21 protein-coding genes are annotated in these 24,937 nt (G+C 37.2%); 10 read left to right on the plus strand and 11 right to left on the minus strand.

Features of this window, described 5'->3' with window-relative positions; genetic code table 11:
- Window positions 1-154: 154 nt before the first annotated feature.
- Window positions 155-847: an iron-sulfur cluster assembly scaffold protein gene (locus tag Q0E03_RS06315; RefSeq protein ID WP_297130550.1), complete on the plus strand. Its 693-nt coding sequence runs from the start codon at window positions 155-157 to the stop codon at window positions 845-847.
- Between the two features lie 18 nt (window positions 848-865).
- Window positions 866-1,861 (plus strand): GGGtGRT protein, encoded by a 996-nt coding sequence (locus tag Q0E03_RS06320; RefSeq protein ID WP_177663409.1) that lies wholly within the window; start codon window positions 866-868, stop codon window positions 1,859-1,861.
- A 128-nt stretch (window positions 1,862-1,989) separates the two neighbouring features.
- Here Q0E03_RS06320 and Q0E03_RS06325 read toward each other — a convergent pair whose 3' ends face one another.
- The 3 genes from Q0E03_RS06325 to Q0E03_RS06335 form a co-directional block, all read right to left on the minus strand.
- Window positions 1,990-3,207 carry a tyrosine-type recombinase/integrase gene (locus Q0E03_RS06325; RefSeq protein WP_297130552.1) on the minus strand — a complete coding sequence of 406 codons (1,218 nt, stop codon included), beginning with the start codon at window positions 3,205-3,207 and terminating at the stop codon, window positions 1,990-1,992.
- 15 nt (window positions 3,208-3,222) lie between these two features.
- Window positions 3,223-3,390, minus strand: a complete 168-nt coding sequence (locus Q0E03_RS06330) for a helix-turn-helix domain-containing protein (RefSeq protein WP_277657459.1) — start codon at window positions 3,388-3,390, stop codon at window positions 3,223-3,225.
- Between the two features lie 310 nt (window positions 3,391-3,700).
- Entirely contained in the window at window positions 3,701-4,666 is a 966-nt protein-coding gene (locus Q0E03_RS06335) for a hypothetical protein (RefSeq protein WP_297130557.1), read from the minus strand.
- 588 nt (window positions 4,667-5,254) lie between these two features.
- Between Q0E03_RS06335 and Q0E03_RS06340 the strand changes: the two genes are divergently transcribed.
- Window positions 5,255-6,487: a HipA domain-containing protein gene (locus Q0E03_RS06340; RefSeq protein WP_297130560.1), complete on the plus strand. Its 1,233-nt coding sequence runs from the start codon at window positions 5,255-5,257 to the stop codon at window positions 6,485-6,487.
- Between the two features lie 245 nt (window positions 6,488-6,732).
- Here the strand turns inward: Q0E03_RS06340 and Q0E03_RS06345 are convergent, their stop codons facing one another.
- Both Q0E03_RS06345 and Q0E03_RS06350 read right to left on the minus strand, forming a co-directional pair.
- Window positions 6,733-8,307, minus strand: a complete 1,575-nt coding sequence (locus Q0E03_RS06345; RefSeq protein WP_297130563.1) for an Eco57I restriction-modification methylase domain-containing protein — start codon at window positions 8,305-8,307, stop codon at window positions 6,733-6,735.
- Between the two features lie 81 nt (window positions 8,308-8,388).
- Window positions 8,389-8,571 carry a hypothetical protein gene (locus tag Q0E03_RS06350; RefSeq protein ID WP_297130566.1) on the minus strand — a complete coding sequence of 61 codons (183 nt, stop codon included), beginning with the start codon at window positions 8,569-8,571 and terminating at the stop codon, window positions 8,389-8,391.
- 264 nt (window positions 8,572-8,835) lie between these two features.
- On the opposite strand from Q0E03_RS06350, the gene Q0E03_RS06355 reads away from it, so the two are divergent.
- Both Q0E03_RS06355 and Q0E03_RS06360 read left to right on the plus strand, forming a co-directional pair.
- Window positions 8,836-9,399 (plus strand): helix-turn-helix domain-containing protein, encoded by a 564-nt coding sequence (locus tag Q0E03_RS06355; RefSeq protein WP_297130569.1) that lies wholly within the window; start codon window positions 8,836-8,838, stop codon window positions 9,397-9,399.
- The gene (locus Q0E03_RS06360; protein WP_297130572.1) at window positions 9,396-10,214 is read left to right on the plus strand and encodes a hypothetical protein; all 819 of its coding nucleotides are present in this window, start codon (window positions 9,396-9,398) and stop codon (window positions 10,212-10,214) included. Before Q0E03_RS06355 ends, Q0E03_RS06360 begins: the two co-directional genes overlap by 4 nt.
- Before the next feature lie 110 nt (window positions 10,215-10,324).
- Here the strand turns inward: Q0E03_RS06360 and Q0E03_RS06365 are convergent, their stop codons facing one another.
- Window positions 10,325-10,492 carry a hypothetical protein gene (locus Q0E03_RS06365; protein ID WP_297130575.1) on the minus strand — a complete coding sequence of 56 codons (168 nt, stop codon included), beginning with the start codon at window positions 10,490-10,492 and terminating at the stop codon, window positions 10,325-10,327.
- A 163-nt stretch (window positions 10,493-10,655) separates the two neighbouring features.
- Here Q0E03_RS06365 and Q0E03_RS06370 point away from each other — a divergent pair, with 163 nt between their 5' ends.
- Window positions 10,656-10,976 carry a helix-turn-helix domain-containing protein gene (locus tag Q0E03_RS06370; protein ID WP_297130578.1) on the plus strand — a complete coding sequence of 107 codons (321 nt, stop codon included), beginning with the start codon at window positions 10,656-10,658 and terminating at the stop codon, window positions 10,974-10,976.
- Between the two features lie 221 nt (window positions 10,977-11,197).
- Here Q0E03_RS06370 and Q0E03_RS06375 read toward each other — a convergent pair whose 3' ends face one another.
- Complete coding sequence (locus Q0E03_RS06375; RefSeq protein ID WP_297130580.1) at window positions 11,198-11,566, minus strand: hypothetical protein; 369 nt, start codon at window positions 11,564-11,566, stop codon at window positions 11,198-11,200.
- A gap of 492 nt (window positions 11,567-12,058) precedes the next feature.
- Between Q0E03_RS06375 and Q0E03_RS06380 the strand changes: the two genes are divergently transcribed.
- Window positions 12,059-14,077, plus strand: coding sequence for a family 10 glycosylhydrolase (locus Q0E03_RS06380; RefSeq protein ID WP_297130583.1), 2,019 nt, complete (start codon window positions 12,059-12,061; stop codon window positions 14,075-14,077).
- Window positions 14,078-14,310: 233 nt separating this feature from the next.
- Here the strand turns inward: Q0E03_RS06380 and Q0E03_RS06385 are convergent, their stop codons facing one another.
- From Q0E03_RS06385 to Q0E03_RS06395, 3 genes are read right to left on the minus strand one after another with little or no spacing between them, the layout of a single operon-like run.
- Window positions 14,311-14,967, minus strand: coding sequence for a GDSL-type esterase/lipase family protein (locus Q0E03_RS06385; RefSeq protein ID WP_297130585.1), 657 nt, complete (start codon window positions 14,965-14,967; stop codon window positions 14,311-14,313).
- A 20-nt stretch (window positions 14,968-14,987) separates the two neighbouring features.
- Window positions 14,988-16,619, minus strand: coding sequence for an acyl-CoA dehydratase activase (locus Q0E03_RS06390; protein WP_297130588.1), 1,632 nt, complete (start codon window positions 16,617-16,619; stop codon window positions 14,988-14,990).
- Complete coding sequence (locus tag Q0E03_RS06395; RefSeq protein WP_297130591.1) at window positions 16,616-17,887, minus strand: 2-hydroxyacyl-CoA dehydratase subunit D; 1,272 nt, start codon at window positions 17,885-17,887, stop codon at window positions 16,616-16,618. Before Q0E03_RS06395 ends, Q0E03_RS06390 begins: the two co-directional genes overlap by 4 nt.
- 164 nt (window positions 17,888-18,051) lie before the next feature.
- On the opposite strand from Q0E03_RS06395, the gene Q0E03_RS06400 reads away from it, so the two are divergent.
- Window positions 18,052-20,130: a beta-galactosidase gene (locus tag Q0E03_RS06400; RefSeq protein WP_297130594.1), complete on the plus strand. Its 2,079-nt coding sequence runs from the start codon at window positions 18,052-18,054 to the stop codon at window positions 20,128-20,130.
- A gap of 258 nt (window positions 20,131-20,388) precedes the next feature.
- Here Q0E03_RS06400 and Q0E03_RS06405 read toward each other — a convergent pair whose 3' ends face one another.
- Window positions 20,389-21,909, minus strand: a complete 1,521-nt coding sequence (locus Q0E03_RS06405) for a beta-N-acetylhexosaminidase (protein ID WP_297130597.1) — start codon at window positions 21,907-21,909, stop codon at window positions 20,389-20,391.
- Between the two features lie 874 nt (window positions 21,910-22,783).
- On the opposite strand from Q0E03_RS06405, the gene Q0E03_RS06410 reads away from it, so the two are divergent.
- Together Q0E03_RS06410 and Q0E03_RS06415 are read left to right on the plus strand one after the other, a co-directional pair.
- Window positions 22,784-23,500 carry a LytTR family DNA-binding domain-containing protein gene (locus Q0E03_RS06410; RefSeq protein WP_297130600.1) on the plus strand — a complete coding sequence of 239 codons (717 nt, stop codon included), beginning with the start codon at window positions 22,784-22,786 and terminating at the stop codon, window positions 23,498-23,500.
- Window positions 23,493-24,779 (plus strand): sensor histidine kinase, encoded by a 1,287-nt coding sequence (locus Q0E03_RS06415; protein ID WP_297130603.1) that lies wholly within the window; start codon window positions 23,493-23,495, stop codon window positions 24,777-24,779. Before Q0E03_RS06410 ends, Q0E03_RS06415 begins: the two co-directional genes overlap by 8 nt.
- The last annotated feature ends 158 nt before the right edge of the window (window positions 24,780-24,937 follow it).

Genomic DNA, 24,937 nt, shown 5'->3' on the forward strand with positions numbered 1-24,937 from the left:
TAATTAAAAAGTAATTATTTATCTATTTTGTGTATATTTTGTCAAAAAATGCTTAATATTTATATTTTTACTTGAATACAAGAAACTTATTGGGTATAATAAAGACGGTAAATTTTAAAAATTTATTCTAAATTAAAAGTAAGGAGTTTAGAAAATGGTTTATTCACATGAAGTTGAAACAATGTGTCCTGTAGCACAGGGCGTTGCTCACGGTGCTGCTCCTATCCCGGAAGAAGCAAAGTGGGTTATGGCAAAGGAAATCAAGGATATTTCCGGCTTTACACACGGTGTAGGTTGGTGTGCTCCACAGCAGGGTACTTGCAAGCTCACACTTAATGTTAAAAACGGCGTAATTGAAGAAGCTCTTGTAGAAACAATCGGTTGCTCAGGTATGACTCACTCTGCTGCTATGGCATCAGAAATCCTCCCTGGCAGAACAATTCTTGAAGCTCTCAACACAGACCTTGTTTGTGACGCTATCAATACAGCAATGAGAGAACTCTTCCTCCAGATCGTTTACGGTCGTACACAGAGTGCTTTCTCTGATGACGGTTTGGTAATCGGTGCAGGTCTTGAGGATCTCGGTAAGGGTCTTCGTTCACAGGTTGGTACTATGTATGGTACTCGCAAGGCAGGTCCTCGCTACCTCGAAATGACAGACGGTTATGTAACAGGTATCGCTCTTGATGAGGACAACGAAATCATCGGCTACAAGTTCGTTAACTTCGGCAAGATGATGGACTTCATCAAAGCAGGCGACGATGCAAACACAGCATTTGAAAAGGCTCAGGGTCAATACGGCCGTGTTGCTGACGCTGTTAAGGTTATCGACCCAAGAAAAGAATAAGAGTAGGAGGATATTATAATGGCTTTATTTGAATCATATGAAAGAAGAGAAAAGCAAATCCTTGCTGTTCTTGAAAAATACGATATTAAATCAATCGAAGAGTGCAGAGAAATCTGCCAGGCTAAGGGTTTTGACCCTTACAAAATCGTTGAAGGCATTCAGCCAATCTGCTTTGAAAACGCAAAGTGGGCATACACAGTTGGTTGTGCAATCGCTATCAAAAAGGGCGTAAAGTCAGCTGCTGAAGCTGCTGCTGCAATCGGCGAGGGTCTTCAGTCATTCTGCATTCCAGGTTCTGTTGCCGATCAGCGTAAAGTTGGTCTTGGCCACGGTAACCTCGGCAAGATGCTCCTTGAAGAAGAAACAGAGTGCTTCGCATTCCTTGCAGGTCACGAATCATTCGCTGCCGCTGAGGGTGCTATCGGTATCGCTGAAAAGGCAAACAAGGTTAGACAAAAGCCTCTCCGTGTTATCCTTAACGGTCTTGGCAAGGACGCTGCTCAGATCATCGCAAGAATCAACGGCTTCACATATATTGAAACCGAGATGGATTACTACACAGGCGAAGTTAAGGAAGTATTCCGCAAGGCATATTCAGACGGTCTCCGTGCAAAGGTTAACTGCTACGGCGCAAACGATGTAACAGAAGGCGTTGCAATCATGTGGAAAGAGAATGTTGATGTTTCTATCACAGGTAACTCAACAAACCCAACAAGATTCCAGCACCCTGTTGCAGGCACATATAAGAAAGAAAGACTTGAAGCAGGCAAAAAGTACTTCTCAGTTGCTTCAGGTGGCGGTACAGGCCGTACACTTCACCCTGATAATATGGCTGCAGGCCCTGCATCATACGGTATGACAGACACAATGGGTCGTATGCACTCAGACGCTCAGTTCGCAGGTTCTTCATCAGTTCCTGCTCACGTTGAGATGATGGGTCTCATCGGTATGGGTAACAACCCTATGGTCGGAGCTACCGTAGCTTGCGCAGTTGCTGTCGCAGAAGCTCTCTAATAAAGGGTTTCAGGACTTTTAACAGTCTTGACGCAACCACAAAAATTTGATGAAAAATTGGATATTCGCCAAAAATTCGTCAAAATAAATCGTAAAATTACGCTTGGGATTCCTCTCCCAAGCGTTTTTTATTTAAAAATGTCGTTGGCGATTATTCTGCTCTTATCTATCATCTCCTGTGAGCAATGGGTGTATATATTCAGCGTTTCGTTAATGCTCTTGTGTCCGAGTCGTTCTTGAACGGCTTTGATGTCTACTCCGTTTTGCGTCAACAAAGTTGAATTTGTATGTCTTAATGAATGCATCGTAAAACCTTTAATGCCCAATTCGGTTTTTACTACTTCTGTAATGTGCATGCAAATGTTTGAAGTGATAAGTGCTCCGTCCGCTCTTACATTCACAAAGTGTGCCGGGGTCATACCTTTTGATTTGTCATCAATAGAAATATTTAGATTCTCGTCAAAATAATATTCGTTATATCTTTTTTTGAACGCTTCCCTGTTGTTGTCTTGAAGCTCCTTTGTCCTTTTTAGCAAATCCAAAGTTTTTGCGTCCAACGGGATAACCCTTTCGGATTCGTATTTTGGTTTTGTACAATACCATTCTTTTTTGACTTCACTGTACTGAAGCTGTCTTCTGATATGGATGACTTCATTTGAAAAATCTATATCTTCCCAAACAACACCGAACGCTTCGCCTCTTCGCAATCCGAGCCTGTAACACATAACAAGCGGAATGTGTGCCGTTGTGCCCTCGTGAAATCTTTTAAGTATTCTTTCCACTTCGGTTTGTTTAAGCAAAACATTCGGGTGGCTGTTTCCCATTTGCGACAGTTCACCTCGTTTGGCAGGAAGCTTTGCGTTTTTTGCTTTGTTTTCGCTGATGACATTTAATGTCACAATCGCATAATCAAGCGAATTGGTAATCATTCCTTTGTAGCACACAATGGAATTTCTTGAAACTCTTTCTCTTGCAAGCTGATTGATGAATTTTTGAACATCCAAAGTGGTTATTTTGGTAACATTTAAATTACCAAGAGCATTTTTGATTTTTGGAAGCTTTTTCTTGTAAGACACACAGGTGCTTTCTTTATGATTTATCATACAGTATTCGTTGTACCATAAGTCCAACACCTGCGAATATTTCATATTGGATGCGTTGATGTAATTCGGATTACTTTCGTATATTTTCATTGCCCTAACGGCATCTTCCTCGGCTTCCCTTTTTGTTTTAAAACCGCTCTTTGTTTTGCGGTTTCTCTTTGTGGTGTTGGACGGGAATTCAAGTTCCCATCCCCACTTACCTGTGCTGAATTTCCTGACTCTTTTTTTGATTGAATCAACCATACTGTTCACTCCTTATTATGCAATTCTGCTGTTTTCAATATATTCATCTAACCAGTCTTCTTTAATCTTCAATGAGCCCATCTTGCCCGCCTTGAGTTCTCCTGACTTGATTAAATCGTAAACCGTATTGCGATTTGTATGTAAGATTTCCGATACTTCTCGTACAGTGTAAAATTTATTCATATAACTGTCCTTTCTATATTTAAATTTAATATAATTAATTTTTATTTTTTAGTTTTTATTTTTATCATATTTAGTTTTGAATGTTTAGTTTTATCAAAGCAAATCTATCACTCCTTTGCTGTTTTTGGGGCGATTTTTACACCCCTCGCTATATTAATACAACGATTTTTTAAAAAGAAAATTTTTTGCACAATTTTTTTAAGTTTTTTTGCAAATTTTCTTGTTTTGGGGCAAATTTCATACCCCTCACTATATTAATACAACGATTTTTTTAAAAATAAGATTTTGCATTGTTTTTTCAAAATATCTTTCAATTTTTTTCACTATAATATATATCTTTTAATTCGACCAATTCCTTATAAACCGAGTCGCTGATTTTTATCGGATTTTTGCCCGATTCGATTGTGTATTTGATGTAATTTTTATATGACGGCAATTTTTTTGCTTTTGAAAATCCTGATTTTGAAAGTTCGTTATAAAACTTTTTGATGTTCTCTGCAAAGTCCTTGCGTTTTTCCTGTTGTATCTTTTTGAGGAAATAATAGAATTGACCGTTGTTCATAATCGCTCCGTTCATATTCATTTTGTTAACCATAATATCAAAAAATGTTTTCTTTTCGCAGTTGTTTGAAAGAATGTTAAGCAAATATATTTTGTTGCTTTTCCAATAATTTGCTTTCATCTGAAATTCAACCCTTGTGCAAAAACATTTGTGACTGTACGGATTTTCAAAATTTCGATATTTCGTTTTTAACTGCTCATCTTTCGAATAACAAGTCAGGTTGGTCGATTTTGTTCCGTTTTTCTTGCCCGAATTATAAACAACATCTTTTCCGTATGGCATATTGAACTTGCTGACCCATTCCCTGAATTTTTCTTCGTTGCTCTTTGACGAAAAATAATAATCCTGATTCAAATCTAATCGAACAATTCTTGCATAATCCCAAACATCGGGTTTGAATTCATCAAGACCCGTAACACCGTTGAGCAAACCGGAAAGTATTTTTTTGAAATGAGGATAATCACTGTATTTGTATAGTTCTTGCGACGAACCGTACAAAAGTCCCGGCAACGAATCTATATAAATAGAAAGACATTTATAAAAATGATAATATCTGATACTGACTCTGCTTCCGTTTATAAATCTGATTGTTTGATAAAATTTATATTTATTTTCCCAATCGGAATAGCAACTCTCGTTTAATTCCGCATTGATTTTGAAACAAATTGTATCTATATTTATTGGATAATCGGATAATTTTATTTTGTTAATCATATTTACCTTTCTAAAAAAATTAAAAAGACCACTCATCGGAGCAGTCCCTCATATGGATATATTTAGTTTATCTCCGACATTCATAGTAATTGTAACAAATTTTTTGAAAAAACAAAAAACCGCCACAATTACTATTTTGAATGAAAGACCACAAGTTTTGAGTTTTCTCTCTGTCAGAATGTCGTGAATTAAATAACTTATGTTTATAGTCCGGTGGACTGTTGCGAGATGAGTACACCTGTGGTCTTCAATATAATTATAACATAAAAAAATAAAAAACAAAAAAATCAAGAAACACCCTGTTTTTGATTGAAATTTTTAGTCAAAAACAAAACGCTTTTTTAATTTGTCGGTTTTTGACAATATCAAAGCCCTCTCAAACCCGCATAAAATGAGGTTTTCTGCACATTTCGGCAGAACTTATTTTGAGCCCTAAAGAAACACACCGTCTTTGAACCCAATAATATCTATAGCTAAAATGATTATATATATTAATAGGTTATAAATTAAATAAAATGTTAATAATTGATTTTAAATAACAGATTGTGTATAATGATTAATGAAAACAAATTAGGAAGGAGCGTTGTTATGAACTATACTTTGATGCACAAAAACATAAAAGTGGCTGATTTATCATTAGATGAAGAAACCGGTTCAATCGTTGAAATAGGCGAAATATATAACTTTGCTCACCTTCCTATCGGTACAACCAAAGACGATTTATCCGCCGACAGAGCCTTGCTCAATAAATGGTGGACCGATCGTTCAATTCCTGCAAGCAGGTCGGGTGTAAGAGATGCACTTGAAATTTTGCGTGTAAGCACTCCAAAACTGCTTTTGGCAAAATGCTATGGATTAAGCCTATCGGATCAGTATTGGGTTAAGCCTATTAATTCTGATTTGGAATGGGAAGTTATAAATTTCTTTGATAATGATTTTTCAGAAGATGTCGGTGATATTCTGTTCGGAAAAGCAAAAGATTCTGAAAACTTCAGCTTGAACTCACCCGACAACACATCTGACGGCTGCTTAAAGAAAAGATGGAAAATAATTAATCAAAAGCGTTGTCTTCTTAAAGCAGGCAGTTTGCCTTATGAGCAACAGCCGTTTAATGAGGCTATTGCATCATTGATTATGGATAAATTGAATATAGATCATGTCAGTTATTCCGTTATGGTTGATGATGAAAATCCATACAGCGTTTGCGAAGATTTTATTTCAAGAGATACAGAACTTGTTACGGCTTGGAAGATTTTGCAAAGGTATCCTAAACCTAATCACTTGTCTGTTTATCAGCATTATATTGACTGTTGCAAATCTTTGGGCATTGATGACATCGTTGATAAAATCAATCAAATGATTGTAGTTGATTTTATTATAGCCAATGAGGACAGACACCTCAATAATTTCGGTCTTGTCAGAAATGCAAACACGCTTGAATGGATTGATGTTGCACCGATTTTTGACAGTGGCTCATCACTCGGCTATGATAAGGTTACACCTAATATGGATAAGCAATCGTTGATAGTTTGCAAGCCATTCAAGAAAACTCATTTTGAACAGTTAAGATTAGTCACCTCTTTTGATTGGATAGACTTTGACGCTTTGAAAAACATCGACAATGAAATACTCGGCATATTGAATGATGCCGATGAAAATTTAATTGATGATGCAAGAAAACAAAAAATCATATCTTCAATCAACCAAAGAATAGAATATATCCATAATCTTGCATTGGAAAAAACTTGGCAAGCCAATGACGACATCAACGAAGATGTTGAAAACGATGTTGCCGAGGATTACACATCATTTGATAAATAAAAAGCTTTCAACACGCTGAAAAAACTGCCTACTCATTGAGTAAGCAGTTTTTATATATTTTAGCGATTTACTTTTTTGATGAATTGTGATTAATAATCATAATTCCAAGATTTTTTAACAGCACTCCCATATTCAACAAGCATACAAAGTGTAACAATATTGTAATAGATGGATATGTTATTTAATATCATCAACATAGCATAATTATAAAACGGCAGTTAGTAAATTTCTCTAACTGCCGTTTCTTATGCAAGGTTATATAGCTTTTCAACGATGCTGTTTAGTTCGTTTTGAATTATGGTTGCTTCGGTTGGATTGTTCAAAATTTCATCCACGAGCGAAATTATTTTTGCTTGCTGTTGAGCTGTCGGAACCGGAATCGGCAGGGCTTCAATGTGCGATTTTAACATCTTAACCGAATTGAAAGTCTTGCTGAAAAAGAACTCCGCAACGCTTGAATTGAGAATTGCGAGAATGTATTTTAAGTCGAGCCCGTCAATTTGCGGAATGAGAACATTGCAGCTGTTGAGCGGCAACATTTGACGGTCGTCATAAGCAAAAACAGGCGTGTTTGAAATGTAACGGTAGAGTATTTTTTCCTTTGCACGATATGTTTCGGGCGGTGCGGATTGCTGAAAAATACTCCTGTCGTAATGCACAAAAGCGTGCGCCTCGTTGATTATGTATTTGCCAATGTCCGTGCCTTTTAAGATAGGCTCTGTGTCAGGCAAACGCTCCGATTTGATGTGATTTTTGTTGTTACCCGTGATGATTCCGACTGCAAAAACAGCGTTGTTTTTCAAAAACACCGGCTCTTTGATGCTGTTGATTTGTTCAAGATGTTCGTATTCAAAATCGGTGATGTTCAGATTAAAATTACTTGAATCGATGCGTCTGTTTGAGCCGATAACAAACGAATCGGTTTTGGTTTTTATTCTGCAATTTTTTGTTGAGCCACAATCACATTTTTGCAAAGTCATCGCCACAACAGGACTGGTTGAGCCTTTCAATGTTTGACCGAAATAATGAACCGACTTAAACGAAGCGTTGTTCAAAATCAGCTCTCTTGCCTTTTGATGACTGCTCACATTCATCAATGCCTCGGGCAGAATATAGGCTAAAAATCCGTTTTCGTTGAGCATAGCTATTGCTTTTTCGATGAATAAATCAAAGGTGTCGAATTCGTTGCGTTTTGCAACAAGAAACGATTTTCTGACAGCTTTTCTATATTCTTTATCATAGCTTCCGCCCCACGGTGGATTTCCGATTATCACATCATAATTGTTGTCGAGTTCAGTCAGAGAATCAAGACATTTGATGTGGGAATTCAGTTGTTCCGAGGTTAAATTTGTGTCGTTCAAAAACAGACTGATTTTTGCCAAAGCCACGCTTATTTCGTCAATATCAAAGCCAAATATATGATTCAGGCTCAAGCCGTTTTTCATAAGCCGCAAAAGAAAATTTCCCGAACCGCAGCACGGGTCACAAATCGTCTTGTTTTGCAGGTTGGCAATGCAGTTTAAATCGTCAATTATGTCATCGGCTATTCGGTTGGGCGTGAAAAACACACCCTTGGATTTCTTGTTTGAAAATTGCAAAAGTGAGATATAAACGAATCCGAGAGTGTCGTCAAACGGTGTGAATTCAAGGTTGATATTGAAATTGTTGCAGAATAAGTTGACGGAATTTTTCGTCAAATCCGATATGAGTGCTTCAAACACTTCCGAGTTTGATTGCTCTGTTTTTGCGTAAAGTTGGCGTGCAAAATAGGCAAGAACATCTCTGATTTCGTCAAGCGACAGAATATCGGTATCGTTCAAAAGGCGTTTGACTTCCTCACGATTTTTATAGCTGTTGATGTAACCGCCATAAATTTCAACAGCGTCTTTAAGCCTTTTGTTTCATCTGCTTTGCAAGAGCGAACCTATTTTGTTTTCCTCTGCCAAACGCTCAATATATTCCTTGTCAAAGGTTTTGTCATCGTTCATTTTCAGCTTTCCGAGTTTTATCCACTTGCTTGCCGTTTCGGTTGAAATAGACAAAATCTCGCAAGCCTCTCTCCTGCTGATCCTCAAATTTTCCATTGCCCTTCTCCAAAGGTTTCGCTATAAATTTATAAACAAAATTCTAATTCAAAGCCAAATTAAAGCCAAGATTAAATAAACTCATTACGACAATATTGTATCATTTATTCATAGAATTGTAAACAAAGCAAATACACGATAGCTACTTGCCGAATATGACAAATATAAAAACCAAACCCGTATTTTAGTATAGTTGACAAAATAATTTACATAATATATAATAGTGTAAACAATGAAAGTTTACACTATTGAAAGGAGCGGGTTATGACGGATTACAGAAAACTATGTATAGAAATTTTCGGAACTGATGATGAAACGGAATTGCGTGAAATTGCCGGCAGACAGCGCTCCGGCAGAAAGAAAGCGTTAAGCAAAAAGGATACTGAAGCTATTATTGAAATGCAACAGCAAGGAAAAACGACAAAAGAAATCGCAGAGCGTTTTGGTGTAAGCAGACAAACCATCTCAAAATATCTTAACAAGCCTTTAAATGACGATTATGTGATGAGAATAGATTTTATGTATAAACAAAAAATATGCACAGAGATTTATGTTGATTTTACACATAAAAAAATAAATATTGTTAATCGCACAAATGACATTATGAAACGGGCTTTTGGAGTTAATGAAAATCCGACATGGCAAGATTTTGAGGATTTTCTTGCTGACAGATGTTTTCCAAAAGAAAGAGCAATGTGCAAAACTATTCTTGGCAGGATAGGCATTGATAGCTATGACCCGTTTCAAATTGTTGAAAAAACAAACGGAAAAACAGCTGAAGATAACCAATATTTACGATTTACAAGAAAAAGGAGGATGGCATTTTGATAAACACAATTAATCTTAACGGATATGATTTGATTGATACAAAAGTAACTTCATCAAAAGGCAATCAGCAAAAGTGGTCGGTTGATGACTTATGGTACAAAGCTGACCATATGGGATATGAGGCACTCTGTGAAGTTGTTATATCAAAACTTTTAACCAAATCAAATGTAAATAATTTTGTTGCTTATCACCCAACAAAAATCGAATTTGATAACAAAACATTAAATGGTTGCTATTCAAAAAATTTCAAGGGCAAAAACGAAAGCATAGTAACGCTTGAGCATTTGGCTAAAAGTTGGCTTGCTAATTCAATGGCAAAAGAACTTTTAAATTATGAAACTCCGGAGGATAAAATCAAACACACCGTAAATTTTATTGAAAAAATAACACATTTAGAAAATGTTGGTGCATATATCACTATGATGCTTGAGCTTGATGCGTTTTTCTTAAATGAGGATAGACATACAAACAATATTGCATTTATTCTTAATGACGAAACCGGTGAATTTAGATTTTGCCCATATTTTGATTTTGGATTATCTCTGCTCGCAGATACAACAGAAGATTATCCAATCGGTTTAGATATATACAAAGGCATAGAAAAAATCAAAGCAAAACCTTTTAATGATGATTTTGACATTCAATTAGAGGCAGCCACAAAATTGTTTGGTGACCAACTAAAATTATCATTTACAAATTATGATATAGAAAAAACTATTGAAACAGTAAATGATTATTACCCGACCGAAATCATAACAAGAGTGAAAAGCCTACTATATAACCAACGACATAAATATATATACATGTTTAATTGATATTCTTTATAAAATTAACAAGGAGCTGATGACAGAACATCAGCTCCTTGTAATTTCTCAAACTTTATCAGTATTCCGACCGCCTTGCATAAAGCAGAGCGGCTGTTTTATTACACTGCCATTTGTACTTTCACTTTGGCAGAAATGATTTTTATAAAGGCTTCCGGTTCTATATCCATACCGGTATATTTTATAGCTTCTCTGATTTCTTTATCAACTGCTTCGGGTGTTGTCTTATGCTCTTTTGCAACTTTGTTAAGAATAGAAATATAACTCATTTTATCCCCTCCTTTCTCACATCGAATAAACAATAACATATTTATTGCAAATATATTGTCGAACGGTGTCGATAATTCTACTGTTTTAGAATTATTCTATTTTAGTCTGTTAACCGTTTATCCACTCCAAGATATAATATCTAATGTAGTGGAGGTGTTGATATTGAAAAATAATAATTTTAATGGTGAAATGGGCAAAAGAATTATCAAAAGACGCAAACAGTTAGGCTTGTCTCAAGAGCAATTAGCAGAACTCGCAGATGTTTCACCTCAAATGATCTCTACTGCTGAAAGAGGCAGCAAATCCATCTTGTCGGAAAATTTGTACAAAATCAGCAAGGCATTAAATGTATCTGCGGATTATCTTTTGTCCGGCGAAATAACAGAATCGAGTTTTAGCGAGATATACAAAAGAGTCTTAAAAACTCCTGCAGAAATGCAAGAAAAAATATTTCAAGTGATAGACATCTTATTAGAAAAATAATAATGAAAATGGCAGTTAGGAACAATATCCTAACTGCTTTTTTGCATAATATCATTGTATTTACTCAAAATACCCAAGAGCGCTTTATTCGTTGTAAAATTATTAATGTCTTTAATACAAGCTCGTCAAAGCGTTATCCGACTGTGAAATATGCACAGCTAAAGCTAAAAAGACCAAACTAAATAGCAAAAATCCGAGTTTGAAAGGACTCGGATTTGTTATTATAAAGTGGTTTCGCAATATTCATATAGCAGGTCGTTCACTTCAAACAGGTTATAAATTCCGTTTAAAATGCAGAAGCGAACAATTAAATCCTCTTTCAAACTTGTTGACAAAGCATAACCCGCAAGGCTCAACAAATAGTCTGTTTCTGAAAAGTTCAGCTTCAACCCCAAACAAAATTTTATGGCTGTTTGCTTTGACGGTTGATAAAAACGGTTGCTGAACATTTTTGAAAATATATCTCTTGACAAGTCAACGCTTTTGTAAAGTGCCACTTCATTAAGCTGTCGTTCTCTTATTTTCAGGCAAACAAAATCAGAAAATGTTTCGTTGCGGTTTGTGTTTTCCCATAACAAATAATTATTCATCCTTTACCATCCTTTGATATTTATTAAAAAAACAAAAAGCTGCAAACAGCAAAAACCATTTACAGCTCAAATATTACTTTTAATATAATTATATCAAATTTTGGTTCAAAACATTTAGTCGCCGGCAGAACATATTGTATTGTTCTTCGGATTCAAACCACTCCTTTTTAACCTCGTGGATTTGGTTGAATCCGGCTGAACATTTCTTTTATAACTTTATATTTATGATAACAAAAATTAACTTTAATTGCAATATAATTAACATTTTGCCATCATATGATTTTGATGCGTTTTAAATGCCTTGCTCAAATCAAAATCGTAACACAAATTGAAATAAGCAAAAAATTTGAGAGACTTTTTCCTTTGCGTGTGCTTGATTTTTTGTTGTTGCTATCGTTTGACATTTAATATATAATTATCTTTGCGACACTATGCAAAAATATCGTTCGTTATTTCATATTAAGTATCATTTATAAGTAAGGGGTAATAAAAATGTGGTACGATAATGATTACAGACGAATATTTATGGATATGCATATCAACGACACAAATCCTGAATATTTGTCCAAGCTTGATGTAAAAGATTTTGTAAAAACAATGAAAGAAGCCGAGGTCACAAGCGTTGTGGTTAAGGCGAAATCTCATGTGGGATTGCACTATTGGCCGAGCAAATACGGCAAAATGCACGAAACACTCAAAAACAGAAATCTCGACTATGTGGGAGAAATGATTGACGAGTGCCATAAAAACAATATGAATGTTATCCTGTATTTTTCGCAAGTTTACGATAACTACGCATATGCAAACCACAAAAACTGGAGAATCAGACACTTTACAGGCGTGGCTTCTCGCACAAAGTTGCCGGGCGCAAACACAAGATACGGCTTGGTTTGTCCGAACAATCCGGAATACAGAGAATACTGCCACAACATTTTAAGCGAACTTGCACAGACTTATGATTTTGAGAGCATTTTCCTCGATATGCCGTTTTGGCCGAGAGAATGTTTTTGCAAGCATTGCCAAGAACGATTCTTGAAAGAAACGGGAATGGCTATTCCTGCCGTACATAACCCGAACAGCAAAATATGGATTGAATACCTCCACAGAAGACAGGCTTGGATAGACGAATTTATGCGTTCAAACACAAAAGCCATTAAGGATGTTAATCCGAACATCACCATTGAGCACAATATGGCGGCAATCGGACTTGACTGGATGCAGGGGAATACGGAAGCAAACTTCAGCGCCTCCGATTATGCAAGCGGTGACTACTACGGCGGTTATCTTGAGCAAACATTTATGTGCAAATATTATAACAATATGACGCTCAACAAGCCGTTTTGCTACATCACCTCAAAATGCGACAACACTCTGTTTTATCACACGGTTTCAAGAAGTAATGAGGATTTGCTCATTCACAATCTTAACTCTTTGGTGCACGGCGGTGCGTTTGCTATATGCGATGCGATAAATCCGGACGGAACAATCACAAATTCGGTGTATCAAAACAATATCAAAAAAGTTTTTGAAACAACAAAAAGCGTTGAAAAATATGTTTCGGGAAACATAAAAAGCGATGTTGCGATTTGGTACAACACCGCTTTGAAAACGAACAAAAACTATATTCAATCTCCTTTGAACATTGCAAAAATTCTGCGAGAAAAGAACATTGCATTTGATGTTGTCGGCAGTAAAAATCTAAAGGATTTGACGGCAAAGGTTTTGGTTATGAACAGCGTACAGGAAATCTCCGATTACGAAATCGAACAGCTCAGAAGCTATCTTAAAAACGGCGGTTCGATATTCATCACAGGAAAACTTGCAAACGACAAAAAGCTGGAAAGTTTAGTCGGTGTCGACATTAAAGGCACAAGCAAATACAACTATTGTTACTTAAATCCTGCCGAAGAATACAAGCATCTTTTCAAGCATTTCGACAAATCAAGTCCGTACCCGATTGAAAACAGCGCATTTGAAGCAAGGATTATCAACAAAACAAAAACAAAGGCTTTGGCAACTCTTTCTTATCCTTACACAATGCCGAACAGCCTGGACTTTTCTGCAATTCACTCAAACCCGCCGGGAATTCACACAACTCTTCCTGCGGTGACTCAAACGGAGTACGGAGACGGAAAAATCATTTGGATTGCATCTACTCCGGAGCTGACCCTTGCACATGATTGCAGACAATGTTTGGCAGATATAATCAAATATTTGATGGGCGACAAAGTTCCTGAATTTACTTCAAACGCACCCGATTTTGTGGAGCTTTTGAAATGGGAAAAAGACGACAAAACTTATGTCAGCTTGGTAAATCAGCAGACTGTAACGCCTGTATATCCGATTTGCGACATTGAGTTCACCATACCGGGAGAATTCAGTTGTGTTCGCCTTGTTTCAGATGATTCCTATCATTTTGACACAGAGATAAAAGACGGAAAAACAACTGTAAAAATTGCAAAGACAGAGATTTTCCATATTTTCGAGTTCAGCAACAAGGACTGTCGATAAAGCTCCTGAAGCACGCCAAAATATAATCAACCGAATTATGCCTCCCATTTTTTAAAAGGGGAGGTGGCAACACGAAGTGTTGACGGTGGGGTTTTAAAAATGCTGTAAGTATCGAACTTACAGCATTTTTGGCGTTTTCCGTTTTTTGCTCGGGGGCGGTACAATCGTACAGCTCCCACTCGCAAGAAAACGAAATTCAGAAACTTTCTCAACAGTCTACATATTACTTATATTTATTTCAAGAGTGGGATAATATTTTCGGATACAATCTCAAAGCCTTGAGCGTTCAGGTGCAGACCGTCATAGCAATACGCTTTTGCAAGTCTGCCCTTTTCGTCGGACAGCACTTTTGTAAGGTCGAGCCATTGCACCTTGCTTTCAAGAGCGATTTTGTGCAGTTCTTCGTTGATTGCCAAAATCTTTTTGTTACTGCGTTTGCCGACCATCTGCCTTGCAATGACTGACAAATGCGAATTTACGGGATAAATCGCCTGCAACACAATGTTTGTATTCGGGCAGAGTTTCTGCGTTCTTTGCAAAATTTCTTGAATATTTCTCAAGATGTACTCGGTCGGAACTCTTATGCCGATGTCGTTTGTTCCGATTAAAATCACAAGATTTTTCGGGTTTATGTTCAAGGCGTTACATTCGAGCCTTTCCAACAATCTGTCGCTTGTGTCACCGCTGATTCCACGGTTGTAAACCGCCTGTCCTGTGGTTTGCGAAAAGGCATAAAACAGCTCGTAACTGTTAAATATTTCAGTGATTGAGTCGCCGAACAGCACCGTTTGCCCGTGCTGTGCGTACTTCTCATTCAAAAATCTAAAGTTCTCTTTTTTCGTCTGCTTTACATGGTCGTAAGCCGTTTTTTTCTGAAAATTCTTGTTCATTTGCTTCTCCAAAATAAGATTTATCTGTCGCTGTCAACGGCAAACAATCCCGCACCGATTGCACCGCAAAATTCAGGCTTGTCGGATATGAAAATCTTTGTGTCCAACTGCTTTTCAAGTTCGGTTACAACACCCTTGTTGTTTGCAACACCGCCTGTCATCATTACACCGTCTGCACCGACCGCCTTGCTTGCAAGAGCTTTCGTCTTTATCGCAACGCTTTTGTTCAAACCGTGAATAATATCGGCTATCTTTTTATTATCGGAAATCAGCGAAATTACTTCGCTTTCGGCAAACACTGTGCACATATTTGAAATTGAAATGTCCTCGCCGAATTTTAAGCCGTCATTCGCCATTTGCTCCATACTGATTTCAAGAGCCTTTGCCATATTTTCGAGAAAACGACCTGTGCCTGCTGCGCATTTATCATTCATAACAAACGAGGCAACATTTCCGTTTTCATCAAGAGTGATAAACTTTGAATCCTGTCCGCCGATGTCAATAATATATCGTGCTTTGGGATACAAAAACCTCGCCCCTCTTGCGTGGCAAGTGATTTCCGTTACATCCTCGTTTGCAAAATCAATATTTTTTCTGCCATAGCCTGTTGCGGTTATGGCTTTTATTTCGTCAAGACCGATTTGTGCCTCGTCAAGTGCCTTTTGCGCACCTGCCCGGGCGTTAGCACCTGTTCTGACCATAACAGCCTTGACAATATTCTTGTTTTCGTCAAAAATGACAAGCTCCGTTGAGGTTGAACCGCTGTCAATTCCTGCGTAATATTTTCCGTTTTCGTTCATTTTTATCTTTGAATTATTCTCCGTGTTCAAGGTTTCGCAAAAAGCCTCCAGCCTTGTTGAAAGCTGACCTAATTGCTGTGTGGTGTAGTCCGTTTCGATTTTTAAAATCGGCGTCTTTCTGTCTGCAAGTTTTGTGTATTCAAAGCAATAATAATCGCAAAACTTGATTGTGTGGTATACGATTCCTGCCAAATTTTCGTTGTTTAGCAGTTGCTTTCTTGATGTCGTGTCGCTCATTCGCATACAAGGCGTTTGTGCCATCAACGCTCTTGCGTATTTTTCCATCAGTTCGTCAAGACTGTCGTTTTCGCTCATATTTTCGTTTGAAACACAGCGATTGTTTGAACAAGTCATATTGATTACAGGCGTTTGGAACGACTCTCTGATTACATTCATCAGGCTTCCGTTTGCATTTGCACCAAGCACTAAAATGAATTTGCTGTTTGGGAACGCAATCGGCTTGTCGCTGAAATTTTGCAAAAATTCTTTTGCGTCAAACACTTTGCCTGTCTGTGCTTCAAGGTCTTTTATAAGAAAAAGCAAATCATTTTTTAACCGTTTTACGGCACAAGCACCGTTGTCAATCGGCAGGTCAAGAATGGTTTTGTATTTAATTTTTCTTTCTGCCACATCAAACAACCGTCTTGTGCTGTCACAGCAGTTCATAAATACAAGTTTGTCATAGTCGCCCCGATGTATTTCCTCGCAAATCGCCTTGATGTGTGAGCAAACATTTGAGTGCATAGCCTGTGAAGAATAGTCAAAATGCTCCGTTTCGTTATTGATTAAACGATAATCGTCAAAGCCTGCCAAAATCTCCACCGGTGTGTATTTGCAGTTATATCCAATCATTTTCTATTCTCCAACAGTTCTAAAAATGCTTCTGTTCTCGTCACGGTTTGACCGTCGTTGACATTGTTCCAATTACAGCCGTCACCGTCAAGAATAAGCGTTGGGAAGTCGTTTGCCTCAAAGATCGATTTTGCAATGTTTGAAAGTCCTGCCGTTTGCTTGCAACCCCAATGGCAGTACCAAACTATGCCGTCTGCATTGAGCTTTTTGGCAAGTTCAAGCGTTGCGTTTATTCTGTTCGTGCCGTTTCCGTTGACGGTATTTCTGACAAGTCGGTCTGCCATAAATCTGTACGGGTCGGTTTCTTCAAGGTCACAATACATAGCGTCCATAACCATATCACAAGCGACAATCTCGCAACGGTCGGTGAAGTTAATCAAATCACGCAAAGCGTCCTGCCAATAAGGCAAGGTGTGCACCCAAAGAAGCCTTACGCCCTTTTTGCCCTCGGGAACAGCGGCAAGCTCGTTTTTCAAATCATTGCTGTATTTCAATGCGTTGTCCGTGCCGAGCATAACATGTGTTGCAAAAACCGACAGCATTTGAGAAGTCATTTCGTCCGACAACGAACGATTTGCACGAAGTGCCAAAATATCATTAAAATTCTTTAGCGTCTGCTTTGATTTTTCAACCGTTTCAATCAGCTTTGCCTCATCAAAGGTATAGCCCTGCTTTTCAATAAAGGTCACCATATCTCTGATTTGCTGTGCAACATAATCCACCGCACCGCTTGAATAATTGTACGGCACATCAATTATATATTGAGGCACATTGTAGTATTCCGCTGCCCGCCTGAACGACAAGTGATTTGCATCACAGGCAAGGGTTGTGTTGATGATAAAATTAGGCTTTGGCAAAACGCCCGTTTCCACCATTCCGATGAAAGCCTTGTGATAAGAGCACATGGTTTGCGAAACAAAGTTTTGCTCCGCCGTGTCGATGAATATCTGCTCCGACCTTGCGGCAGCCAAATAGCAAGCGAGAGCCTCCGGAAACAGCGTGCTGATGCCCATTGAATGCAAAATTTCGCACGGCAGATACAGACTTACGATTGCAGAATTTTTGCCTGTTTTCAACGGTGTAATTGCAGAATCGGCAGCCGCCCATTGCATAAATTGGCGTGACGGCAAGAGCTTTTTTGTCGGGAAATATTTGCACATAAGACCTGCCGTACTAAATGCAAAGCACAGCTTTTTTCTTGCTGACAAAGGATTTGTCGGTGCGGTTTTATATATATGATTACCAAATAATTCTATCAAATTGTTCATTGGGTTATGCTATTCCTTGTGTTATTTAATTTTGATTATAGCACAGCGATATATGAAAAGCAAAACGATAATATATAATTCGGTTTACAAAAAATTACCGTAATGATATAATAACCGTACGCAATAGAATGCAAAAGCGATATTGCAAAAAAGGGGAATTTTTTATGAAAATCGAAATTAAAGCAAGTCCTAAAGAAGTTAAAAACGGACACTTTGATTATTCAAATATGGAAAGTGAATACGGTTGCAACACGCTGTATTTCACAAAAAACGGCAAGCCTTATTCAATCATTGCAGGTGAAATGCACTTTGCAAGAGTGCCGAAAGAGCGTTGGAAAGAAACACTTTTGAAAATGCGTGAATGCGGCATAAACACCGTATCCACCTATGTGTTTTGGAATTACCACGAGGAAATCAAAGGACAGTTTGATTTTAGCGGAAACAAGGACATTGCAGGTTTTTTGCAACTGTGCAAGGAAATTGATATGCCTTGCATTTTGCGTATCGGCCCTTGGTGTCACGCCGAGGTTGTGTACGGTGACTTCCCAAAACGCATAAACAAAATGATACGAAAAAGAACTGACGCACCCGAATATCTTGCAGAAGTTAAAGAATACTGGCAAGGATTATACAAAGAGGTTGCGCCGTATCTTGATGGAAAAACCGTTATCGGTATTCAGATTGACAACGAATACACAGGACCTATCAAGCACCTTTTGACCTTGAGAAAATTGGCGGAAGAAATCGGATACAAAGCGCCGTTTTTCACAATGACCGCTTGGCCGTTAAGCAAACCCGACAATCGCCTTTTGCCGTTGGCAGGAGGTTATCCCGACGGCCCTTGGAACGGCGGTAAAAAAGAACTCAATCCAAACAATCGTTTTGCCATCACTCCTGCAAGAACAGAGGACGAAATCGGCGGAGATTTATTCAAAAGCCAAAAAGCCGAAAGCGGTGTGTTTGACTACATTCCTTACGGCACTTGCGAAACAGGACCGGGCAATCAGGTAACACAGCACCGCAGACCGTTCATCAGCGAAAAAGACGGCTACGGCGTCAGCTTTGCAAAGTTTGCAAGCGGTATGAATTGGATCGGTTACTATATGTTCTGTGGCGGTGCAAATCCCAATGACCGTCTGTTGCAGGAAAGCAAGTTGACAGGATATCCAAACGACTATCCGATTATTGATTACGACTTCCAAGCACCTATCAGCAGATACGGCGCTTGCCGTGCGCACGGCAACAGACTTCGTCTTATGCACCTTTTCATCAGCGATTTTGACACAGAAATATCCACAAAACAGGCATATTTTCCAAAATGGAACAGCACAGACCCAATGGACATTTCGTTCTTGAAATGTTCCGTAAGAGCCGACAATGACGGAAGCGGTTACTTCTTTGCAGGTGCGTATGAAAAAGGCTTAAAATACAATGATTTCAAAGATGTTCAAGTTGATTTTTCTATACAGGGCAAAACGATAAACTTGCCGAGTATTGATGTAAAAGCCGGTGCAATGTTCTTTTATCCTTTTAATATTCAAATAGACTCGGTGCAGTTTGATTACATTCTTGCACAGCCTGTTGCCAAAACGCAAAAGGACGGCAAAACGGTTTGCTATTTTACCGAGTGTGAAGGTGTCACGCCAAAATGCTCAATCAACGGCAAGGTGCAGGCGCTGGCTCTTGATGAAGAAAACATAATAGACGATGTGACGATTTATATTATCTCTTATGAAAAGGCAAAGCGTTTTCACTTCATTGACGGCAAGCCTTATTTCCTTGACGGCACAGTATATTGCGACAGCGGAAAAATCCTTTGCGAGCAGGTGTCGGATATTGATTTGAAAGACCAAATCACCTTGACTCAAACAAGCAAAAGAAAACTGCCGTATAATCACTATCTGCTTTCAACAGGCAAGCGTTGCTATTATGAATTAAAACTGCCTGAAAACATATTGAAAGAGCACAAGGATGTTGTGCTTGAATTTGATTTTGACGGTTTGAATTTGCAGGTATTTAGTGGAAATCAAATAATAAACGATTATTTCAACATAGACCGAAAATTCATTATGAATCTCCGTGATTACAAGGAATATATCGAAAAAGATTCCACGCTGATTATTCGCACAGCACCAAAAACAAAATTCGGCGTGTCAAATGTGTATAACGAAATTGAAATTCCGCTTCATTCCAACGCACTCTCCATTAAAAGTGCAAAGGTGATAAAAACAGAAGAAGTATAAACAGTGTAAAATTGAAGTTTCGCTGTTTTGCTTTCTTACCATACAGAATAATTTAACATAGTATAAGTTGCCGACCAATGCAGTTAAACTTAATAAAAGGTCACTGATCTAACAAGTTTATATGGCGAAAAGTACGCCCCCTAAATGCTATAATGATTTATAGTTAAGGGGGCGTATTTATGTTTTCGGATAGTTTATTATATTTAAGAAACATTAAAGGCTTATCGCAACAATGAAACCCGATGTCCAATCGCTTTTTCAACAGTCTGTTGTGTGTTGCTGTTTTTTAGCAAGTCGTTCAACTTTCAGGTCGTCAAAAATGTTGGTCAGACCCTCCCAAGTGAGCTGTCGTCTTTCGAACCAAAGATTTTGGAAGAATGCCAAAAGTTTGCTCGGATTTGCCGTATTCGGTTTGGAATAACCGATTCCGTTTTTGTCGAGAAATGAATAATAATAGTCCAAATTTTCGGCAAACTGTTCGTAGGTGTTATCACCGTGCCACACGGTTTGAGCCATTGCACCAAGTCGTGGATAAGTCACCTTGTCCGCCCTCGTCATATTCGGCACATATTCTGTCCATAATGTGACCTCACCGCCGAGGCAGTTGCCGGAGTAAAGTCGGTGCTCGGCTGTATTCTTTAGGCTGATGTATCCATAGGGCAAATCAATGTAGTAAGCAGATGTGCTTGTGTCAATGAACGGTCGGTTGCCCGTGTCCATATCCCCGCATTTTGTAAAGCCCAAATCTTCCGAAAGCAGTTTGTCGTCCTTCAAATCCCAGCTCCACATAAACGCCTGCTTGCCCTTGCTTTTGCAGTAATCGTTCACTCTGTTCATAAAATAGCATTGAAGTTCGTCCTCGTTCTTCAATCCCAATTCTTTCATTTTCGCCTGACAATGCGGACACAAATGCCATCTGTGTTTCGGCACTTCGTCACCGCCGATGTGAAAATATTTGTCGGGGAACATTTCGCAAAATTCATCAATAATATTTTCAACAAATTCGTAGGTTGAGTCCTTCCCTGCACACAGAACATCGTGCTTAACTCCCCAATGGTCGGCAACAGGCAACTTTCTGTCAAAACAGCCAAGATAGCTGTAGCCCGCCATTGCACTCCTGCTGTGCCCCGGAATGTCAAATTCGGGCATAACGCCGATTGCAAAATTGTGGGCATAGTCAACAATCTCTTTGATTTGAGCCTTTGTGTAAAATCCGCCGTGCTCCTTGTGGTTGAAATTGGTCTTTTTTCTAACCGAACCGATTTGAGTGAGCAATGGATATTTGTCGATTTCAACTCGCCATCCCTGATCTTCCGTAAGATGCAGATGCAGAAAATTTAACTTGTGCAGCGACATTTTTCTGATGAACAGTTTTACATCATCAACAAAGAAAAAATATCTGCCCACATCAAGCATAAATCCTCTGATTTCGTGCTTCGGCTTGTCCTTGATTGTGAGGCAAGGCACATTTTCACCATATTGAAAAAGGATTTGTTTCAGCGTTTGCAATGCAAAAATTTTTCCGCCGAGGCTGTTTGAATAAATACGGATTTTGTCGTTGATTTCAAGCCTGTATTCTTCGTTGTCAAGTGAGCCGTCATCAGCAAATTCAATCTGTGAACCGTTGCCGTTTTGAATGTTGATTTTGCTCAAAAACGCATAAAAATCATCAATCGCATCTCGGTTGATATCGGTTTCGTTTATCACGATTGATTTCACATTTAGCGTTTTTGTTTCGTTGATTTCTACAAATTTCGGTGTCGGAATAAGGTTTAACATAATAATATGTAGGCTGTTGAGAAAGTTTCTGAATTTCGTTTTCTTGCGAACATTGCTGTACAATGGTACCGCTTGTTCGCAAAAAACGAAAAACGCCAAAAATGCTGTAAGTTCGATATTTACAGCATTTTTAAAACCCCACCGTCAACACTTCGTGTTGCCACCTCCCCTTTAAAAAAATGGGAGGCATAATTCGGTTAATTATATTTGGCGTGTTTCAGGAGCTTTATCGACAGTCTGTATCCTTTATTATTTATTGGACTTTATTATACATTTATTTTCAGTTTTTGGCAACTGCCAAACTCCCATTTAGCCTTCTCTTTAAGTTTGCCCTTTTATATGCTTCGTCATCAAATGATGCAGTACCCTACTATAAAAGATAATGTGGATTTAGAACTTCTTTCTACACCTCAGTGTAGGGTTCGCAATTCCTCATACGAATTTGCTGTGCTGAGCAAAAATAAAATTCTGAGAGATTTTTGAGAGACGCAAAGTCTGAAAAATGGCTTGAATAGGCGGTTTTGAAAAAAGATTGCGAGGCTCTGACTCCGTCATTTAAGGTTCGAATCCTTATACCTCTGCCACATTCTACAGATTAATCTATTGATTAATCTGTATTTTTTTTGTTCAAAGACACTATATGTTGTGGTTTTTGTTTGTTGGCATATCCTTGATGGGTGTTGATATATCGTAGCTATATCGAGCAAAAACGAATAATTGTCCTCATTTTTGCCCTCATTTTTTCTGCGGATGAAGGCTTGCTTTTGCCTTTTTTGTTGCAGTCAAATGCAATATAATTATTTCGCTTGGATATTGTAACCTTTTGTGATATTATAATTGTGTTAGTAACGCTGTGTTTTTTGGTGGTGAAATAATGAAAATAGCAATATGTGATGATATAACAGAATGCAGACTTTCAGTTAAAACATATGTAAATGAGTATTTTAAACAACATAATTTAACATTTGAATTATATGAATTTTCATCTGGTAAAGAATTACTCAATACAAATCAAAAATTTGATATTGTATTTTTAGATATTGAACTTGGAGATTCAAATGGTATTGATGTTGCAATGAAACTGCAAAAATTAAACCGTAATACTATTATTTTAATTGTAACATCATATCGCCAGTATTTAGATGAGGCTATGGATATTAATGTTACTAGATATATAGATAAACCCATTACACAAAAAAGAATATTTTCAGCATTGGATAAATCTATGTCAATACTCAATGAGAAAATGCTTTCGTTTCATCTAAAGGACAATAATGTAATTAGAATTAAAGCTTCCGAAATCATTTATGTAGAGGCTAAATTCAAGGGAGTTTATATTTACACTAAGCAAAATGAATACAGAATCAAAGAAACCATGAAAAGTTTGAGAGATAAATTAAACATGAGCTGTTTTGCAGTACCACATAATAGTTTTATTGTAAATTTAAATTATGTTAAAAGTTACAAGCGAGAAGAGTTATCCTTATTAGAGCCTTACTCTTTTATAAAAATTTCAATTGCAACAAGAAAACAGCCAATATTTAAAAGACGGTTCTTAGATTTTATCGGAGAGGACTTTAAAAATGACTAAAATAATTATTGATATATTCATGTATTTATTTGAGTTTTTGATGGTTTTTTATTATTCCGATATATTATTTAGTGAAAAGAAAAGCCGAAAAACCAGAATCGTTATATTTTTATTAAATACAACGTTTCTCGGATGTGTATATCAACTTAATATAACATATTTAAATATAGCGCTTATGTTTTTGTCATATACCTTATTATTTTATTTTCTTTATGATATAAGCTTCAAAACAGCTTTATTCCATTCGCTGTTGTTTTTAATTGTAATGTTTGCAACGGAAATTATAACTTCAATAATCGGTGTGGCTTTCTTTGACGATTTTAATGCATTAGAAAAAAACATATCGGCATATGTTTTTGTAACAGTAATTAGTAAGCTTTTGTATTTTTCAATTATGATGGTAATATTGAAATTTTTGGCTCAAAAAGAAAGCACCGACAATAAATTTTTTTGGTTACTTTTTGTCATGCCACTATCAAGTATGTTTATTTTAATATGTTTTAGGTATATTACATATCAAATTACATTAACTCAAATCATGAATGTGCTTTGGATAGTTTCCTGCATAGGTATTCTTTTTGCAAATATATTAGTATTTGTAATATATGAATTTTCATTAAAAAACTCAAATGAACTTCATGAAATCAAAGAAATTCAGCGTCAACAAGAACAAGATGAAAAATATTACGAAATATTAGAACAAACGAATAAAGAAATGCATTTATTTTCACACGATATAAAAAATCATTTAACGCAGATAAGAAATCTTGAGGATATAAATGCTGTTAATCAATATATTGATAAATTATATCCGACCATCGAAAAATTCTCTTATACCGGAATCAGCAAAAATAAAATGTTGGATTTAATTATCAGCAAATATGCAACCTTGTGTGAAAGCAAAAAAATAAAATTTGATGTTGATGTTAAGACCTCAAATCTTTCCTATATTGATGATGTGGATTTATCAACACTAATGAATAATTTGCTTGATAATGCAGTTGAAGCTGCCAAAAATAGTAATAACGCATTTGTTCAGTTAAATGTATTTTCAAAAAATAATATATATGATGGTCTTATAATAAAAAATAGCTGTTTTCTTCCACCGGTGACAGATAACAAGGAGTTAAAAACAAGAAAGAGCGATAAAGCACATCATGGGTTAGGTATTAAAAGTATAAATAAAATAGTAAAAAAGTACGGTGCTGTTTATGACTGGAAATATGACAATCAGCAAAAAGTCTTTGAAACTGAGGTTATTTTCATGAAGAAAAATTAGTATATAACACCATTAACATGGGGGGTTGACATTTGTTTGTCAGCCCCTAATTTTTTCTGCATTTATCCTCTCAGCCTTTGCATTTGTCGCAAATTATTGAACATATGATGTTTTTACTTTATAAAGTAATTGTGACAAAGTATTCTGTTAATAAAACA

It is taken from the genome of uncultured Eubacterium sp., assembly GCF_934525195.1.
Taxonomy (GTDB): Bacteria; Bacillota; Clostridia; order Oscillospirales; family Acutalibacteraceae; genus Eubacterium_R.

Excerpts from the sequence above, each read along its gene's own strand:
- Q0E03_RS06320 (WP_177663409.1), top strand. The coding sequence starts at position 866 with ATGGCTTTATTTGAATCATATGAAAGAAGAGAAAAGCAAATCCTTGCT.
- Q0E03_RS06355 (WP_297130569.1), top strand. The coding sequence starts at position 8,836 with ATGACGGATTACAGAAAACTATGTATAGAAATTTTCGGAACTGATGAT.
- Q0E03_RS06340 (WP_297130560.1), top strand. The coding sequence starts at position 5,255 with ATGAACTATACTTTGATGCACAAAAACATAAAAGTGGCTGATTTATCA.
- Q0E03_RS06410 (WP_297130600.1), top strand. The coding sequence starts at position 22,784 with ATGAAAATAGCAATATGTGATGATATAACAGAATGCAGACTTTCAGTT.
- Q0E03_RS06365 (WP_297130575.1), bottom strand. The coding sequence starts at position 10,492 with ATGAGTTATATTTCTATTCTTAACAAAGTTGCAAAAGAGCATAAGACA.
- Q0E03_RS06415 (WP_297130603.1), top strand. The coding sequence starts at position 23,493 with ATGACTAAAATAATTATTGATATATTCATGTATTTATTTGAGTTTTTG.
- Q0E03_RS06330 (WP_277657459.1), bottom strand. The coding sequence starts at position 3,390 with ATGAATAAATTTTACACTGTACGAGAAGTATCGGAAATCTTACATACA.
- Q0E03_RS06350 (WP_297130566.1), bottom strand. The coding sequence starts at position 8,571 with ATGGAAAATTTGAGGATCAGCAGGAGAGAGGCTTGCGAGATTTTGTCT.
- Q0E03_RS06405 (WP_297130597.1), bottom strand. The coding sequence starts at position 21,909 with ATGTTAAACCTTATTCCGACACCGAAATTTGTAGAAATCAACGAAACA.
- Q0E03_RS06325 (WP_297130552.1), bottom strand. The coding sequence starts at position 3,207 with ATGGTTGATTCAATCAAAAAAAGAGTCAGGAAATTCAGCACAGGTAAG.
- Q0E03_RS06380 (WP_297130583.1), top strand. The coding sequence starts at position 12,059 with ATGTGGTACGATAATGATTACAGACGAATATTTATGGATATGCATATC.
- Q0E03_RS06395 (WP_297130591.1), bottom strand. The coding sequence starts at position 17,887 with ATGAACAATTTGATAGAATTATTTGGTAATCATATATATAAAACCGCA.
- Q0E03_RS06385 (WP_297130585.1), bottom strand. The coding sequence starts at position 14,967 with ATGAACAAGAATTTTCAGAAAAAAACGGCTTACGACCATGTAAAGCAG.
- Q0E03_RS06335 (WP_297130557.1), bottom strand. The coding sequence starts at position 4,666 with ATGATTAACAAAATAAAATTATCCGATTATCCAATAAATATAGATACA.
- Q0E03_RS06315 (WP_297130550.1), top strand. The coding sequence starts at position 155 with ATGGTTTATTCACATGAAGTTGAAACAATGTGTCCTGTAGCACAGGGC.
- Q0E03_RS06375 (WP_297130580.1), bottom strand. The coding sequence starts at position 11,566 with ATGAATAATTATTTGTTATGGGAAAACACAAACCGCAACGAAACATTT.
- Q0E03_RS06400 (WP_297130594.1), top strand. The coding sequence starts at position 18,052 with ATGAAAATCGAAATTAAAGCAAGTCCTAAAGAAGTTAAAAACGGACAC.
- Q0E03_RS06390 (WP_297130588.1), bottom strand. The coding sequence starts at position 16,619 with ATGATTGGATATAACTGCAAATACACACCGGTGGAGATTTTGGCAGGC.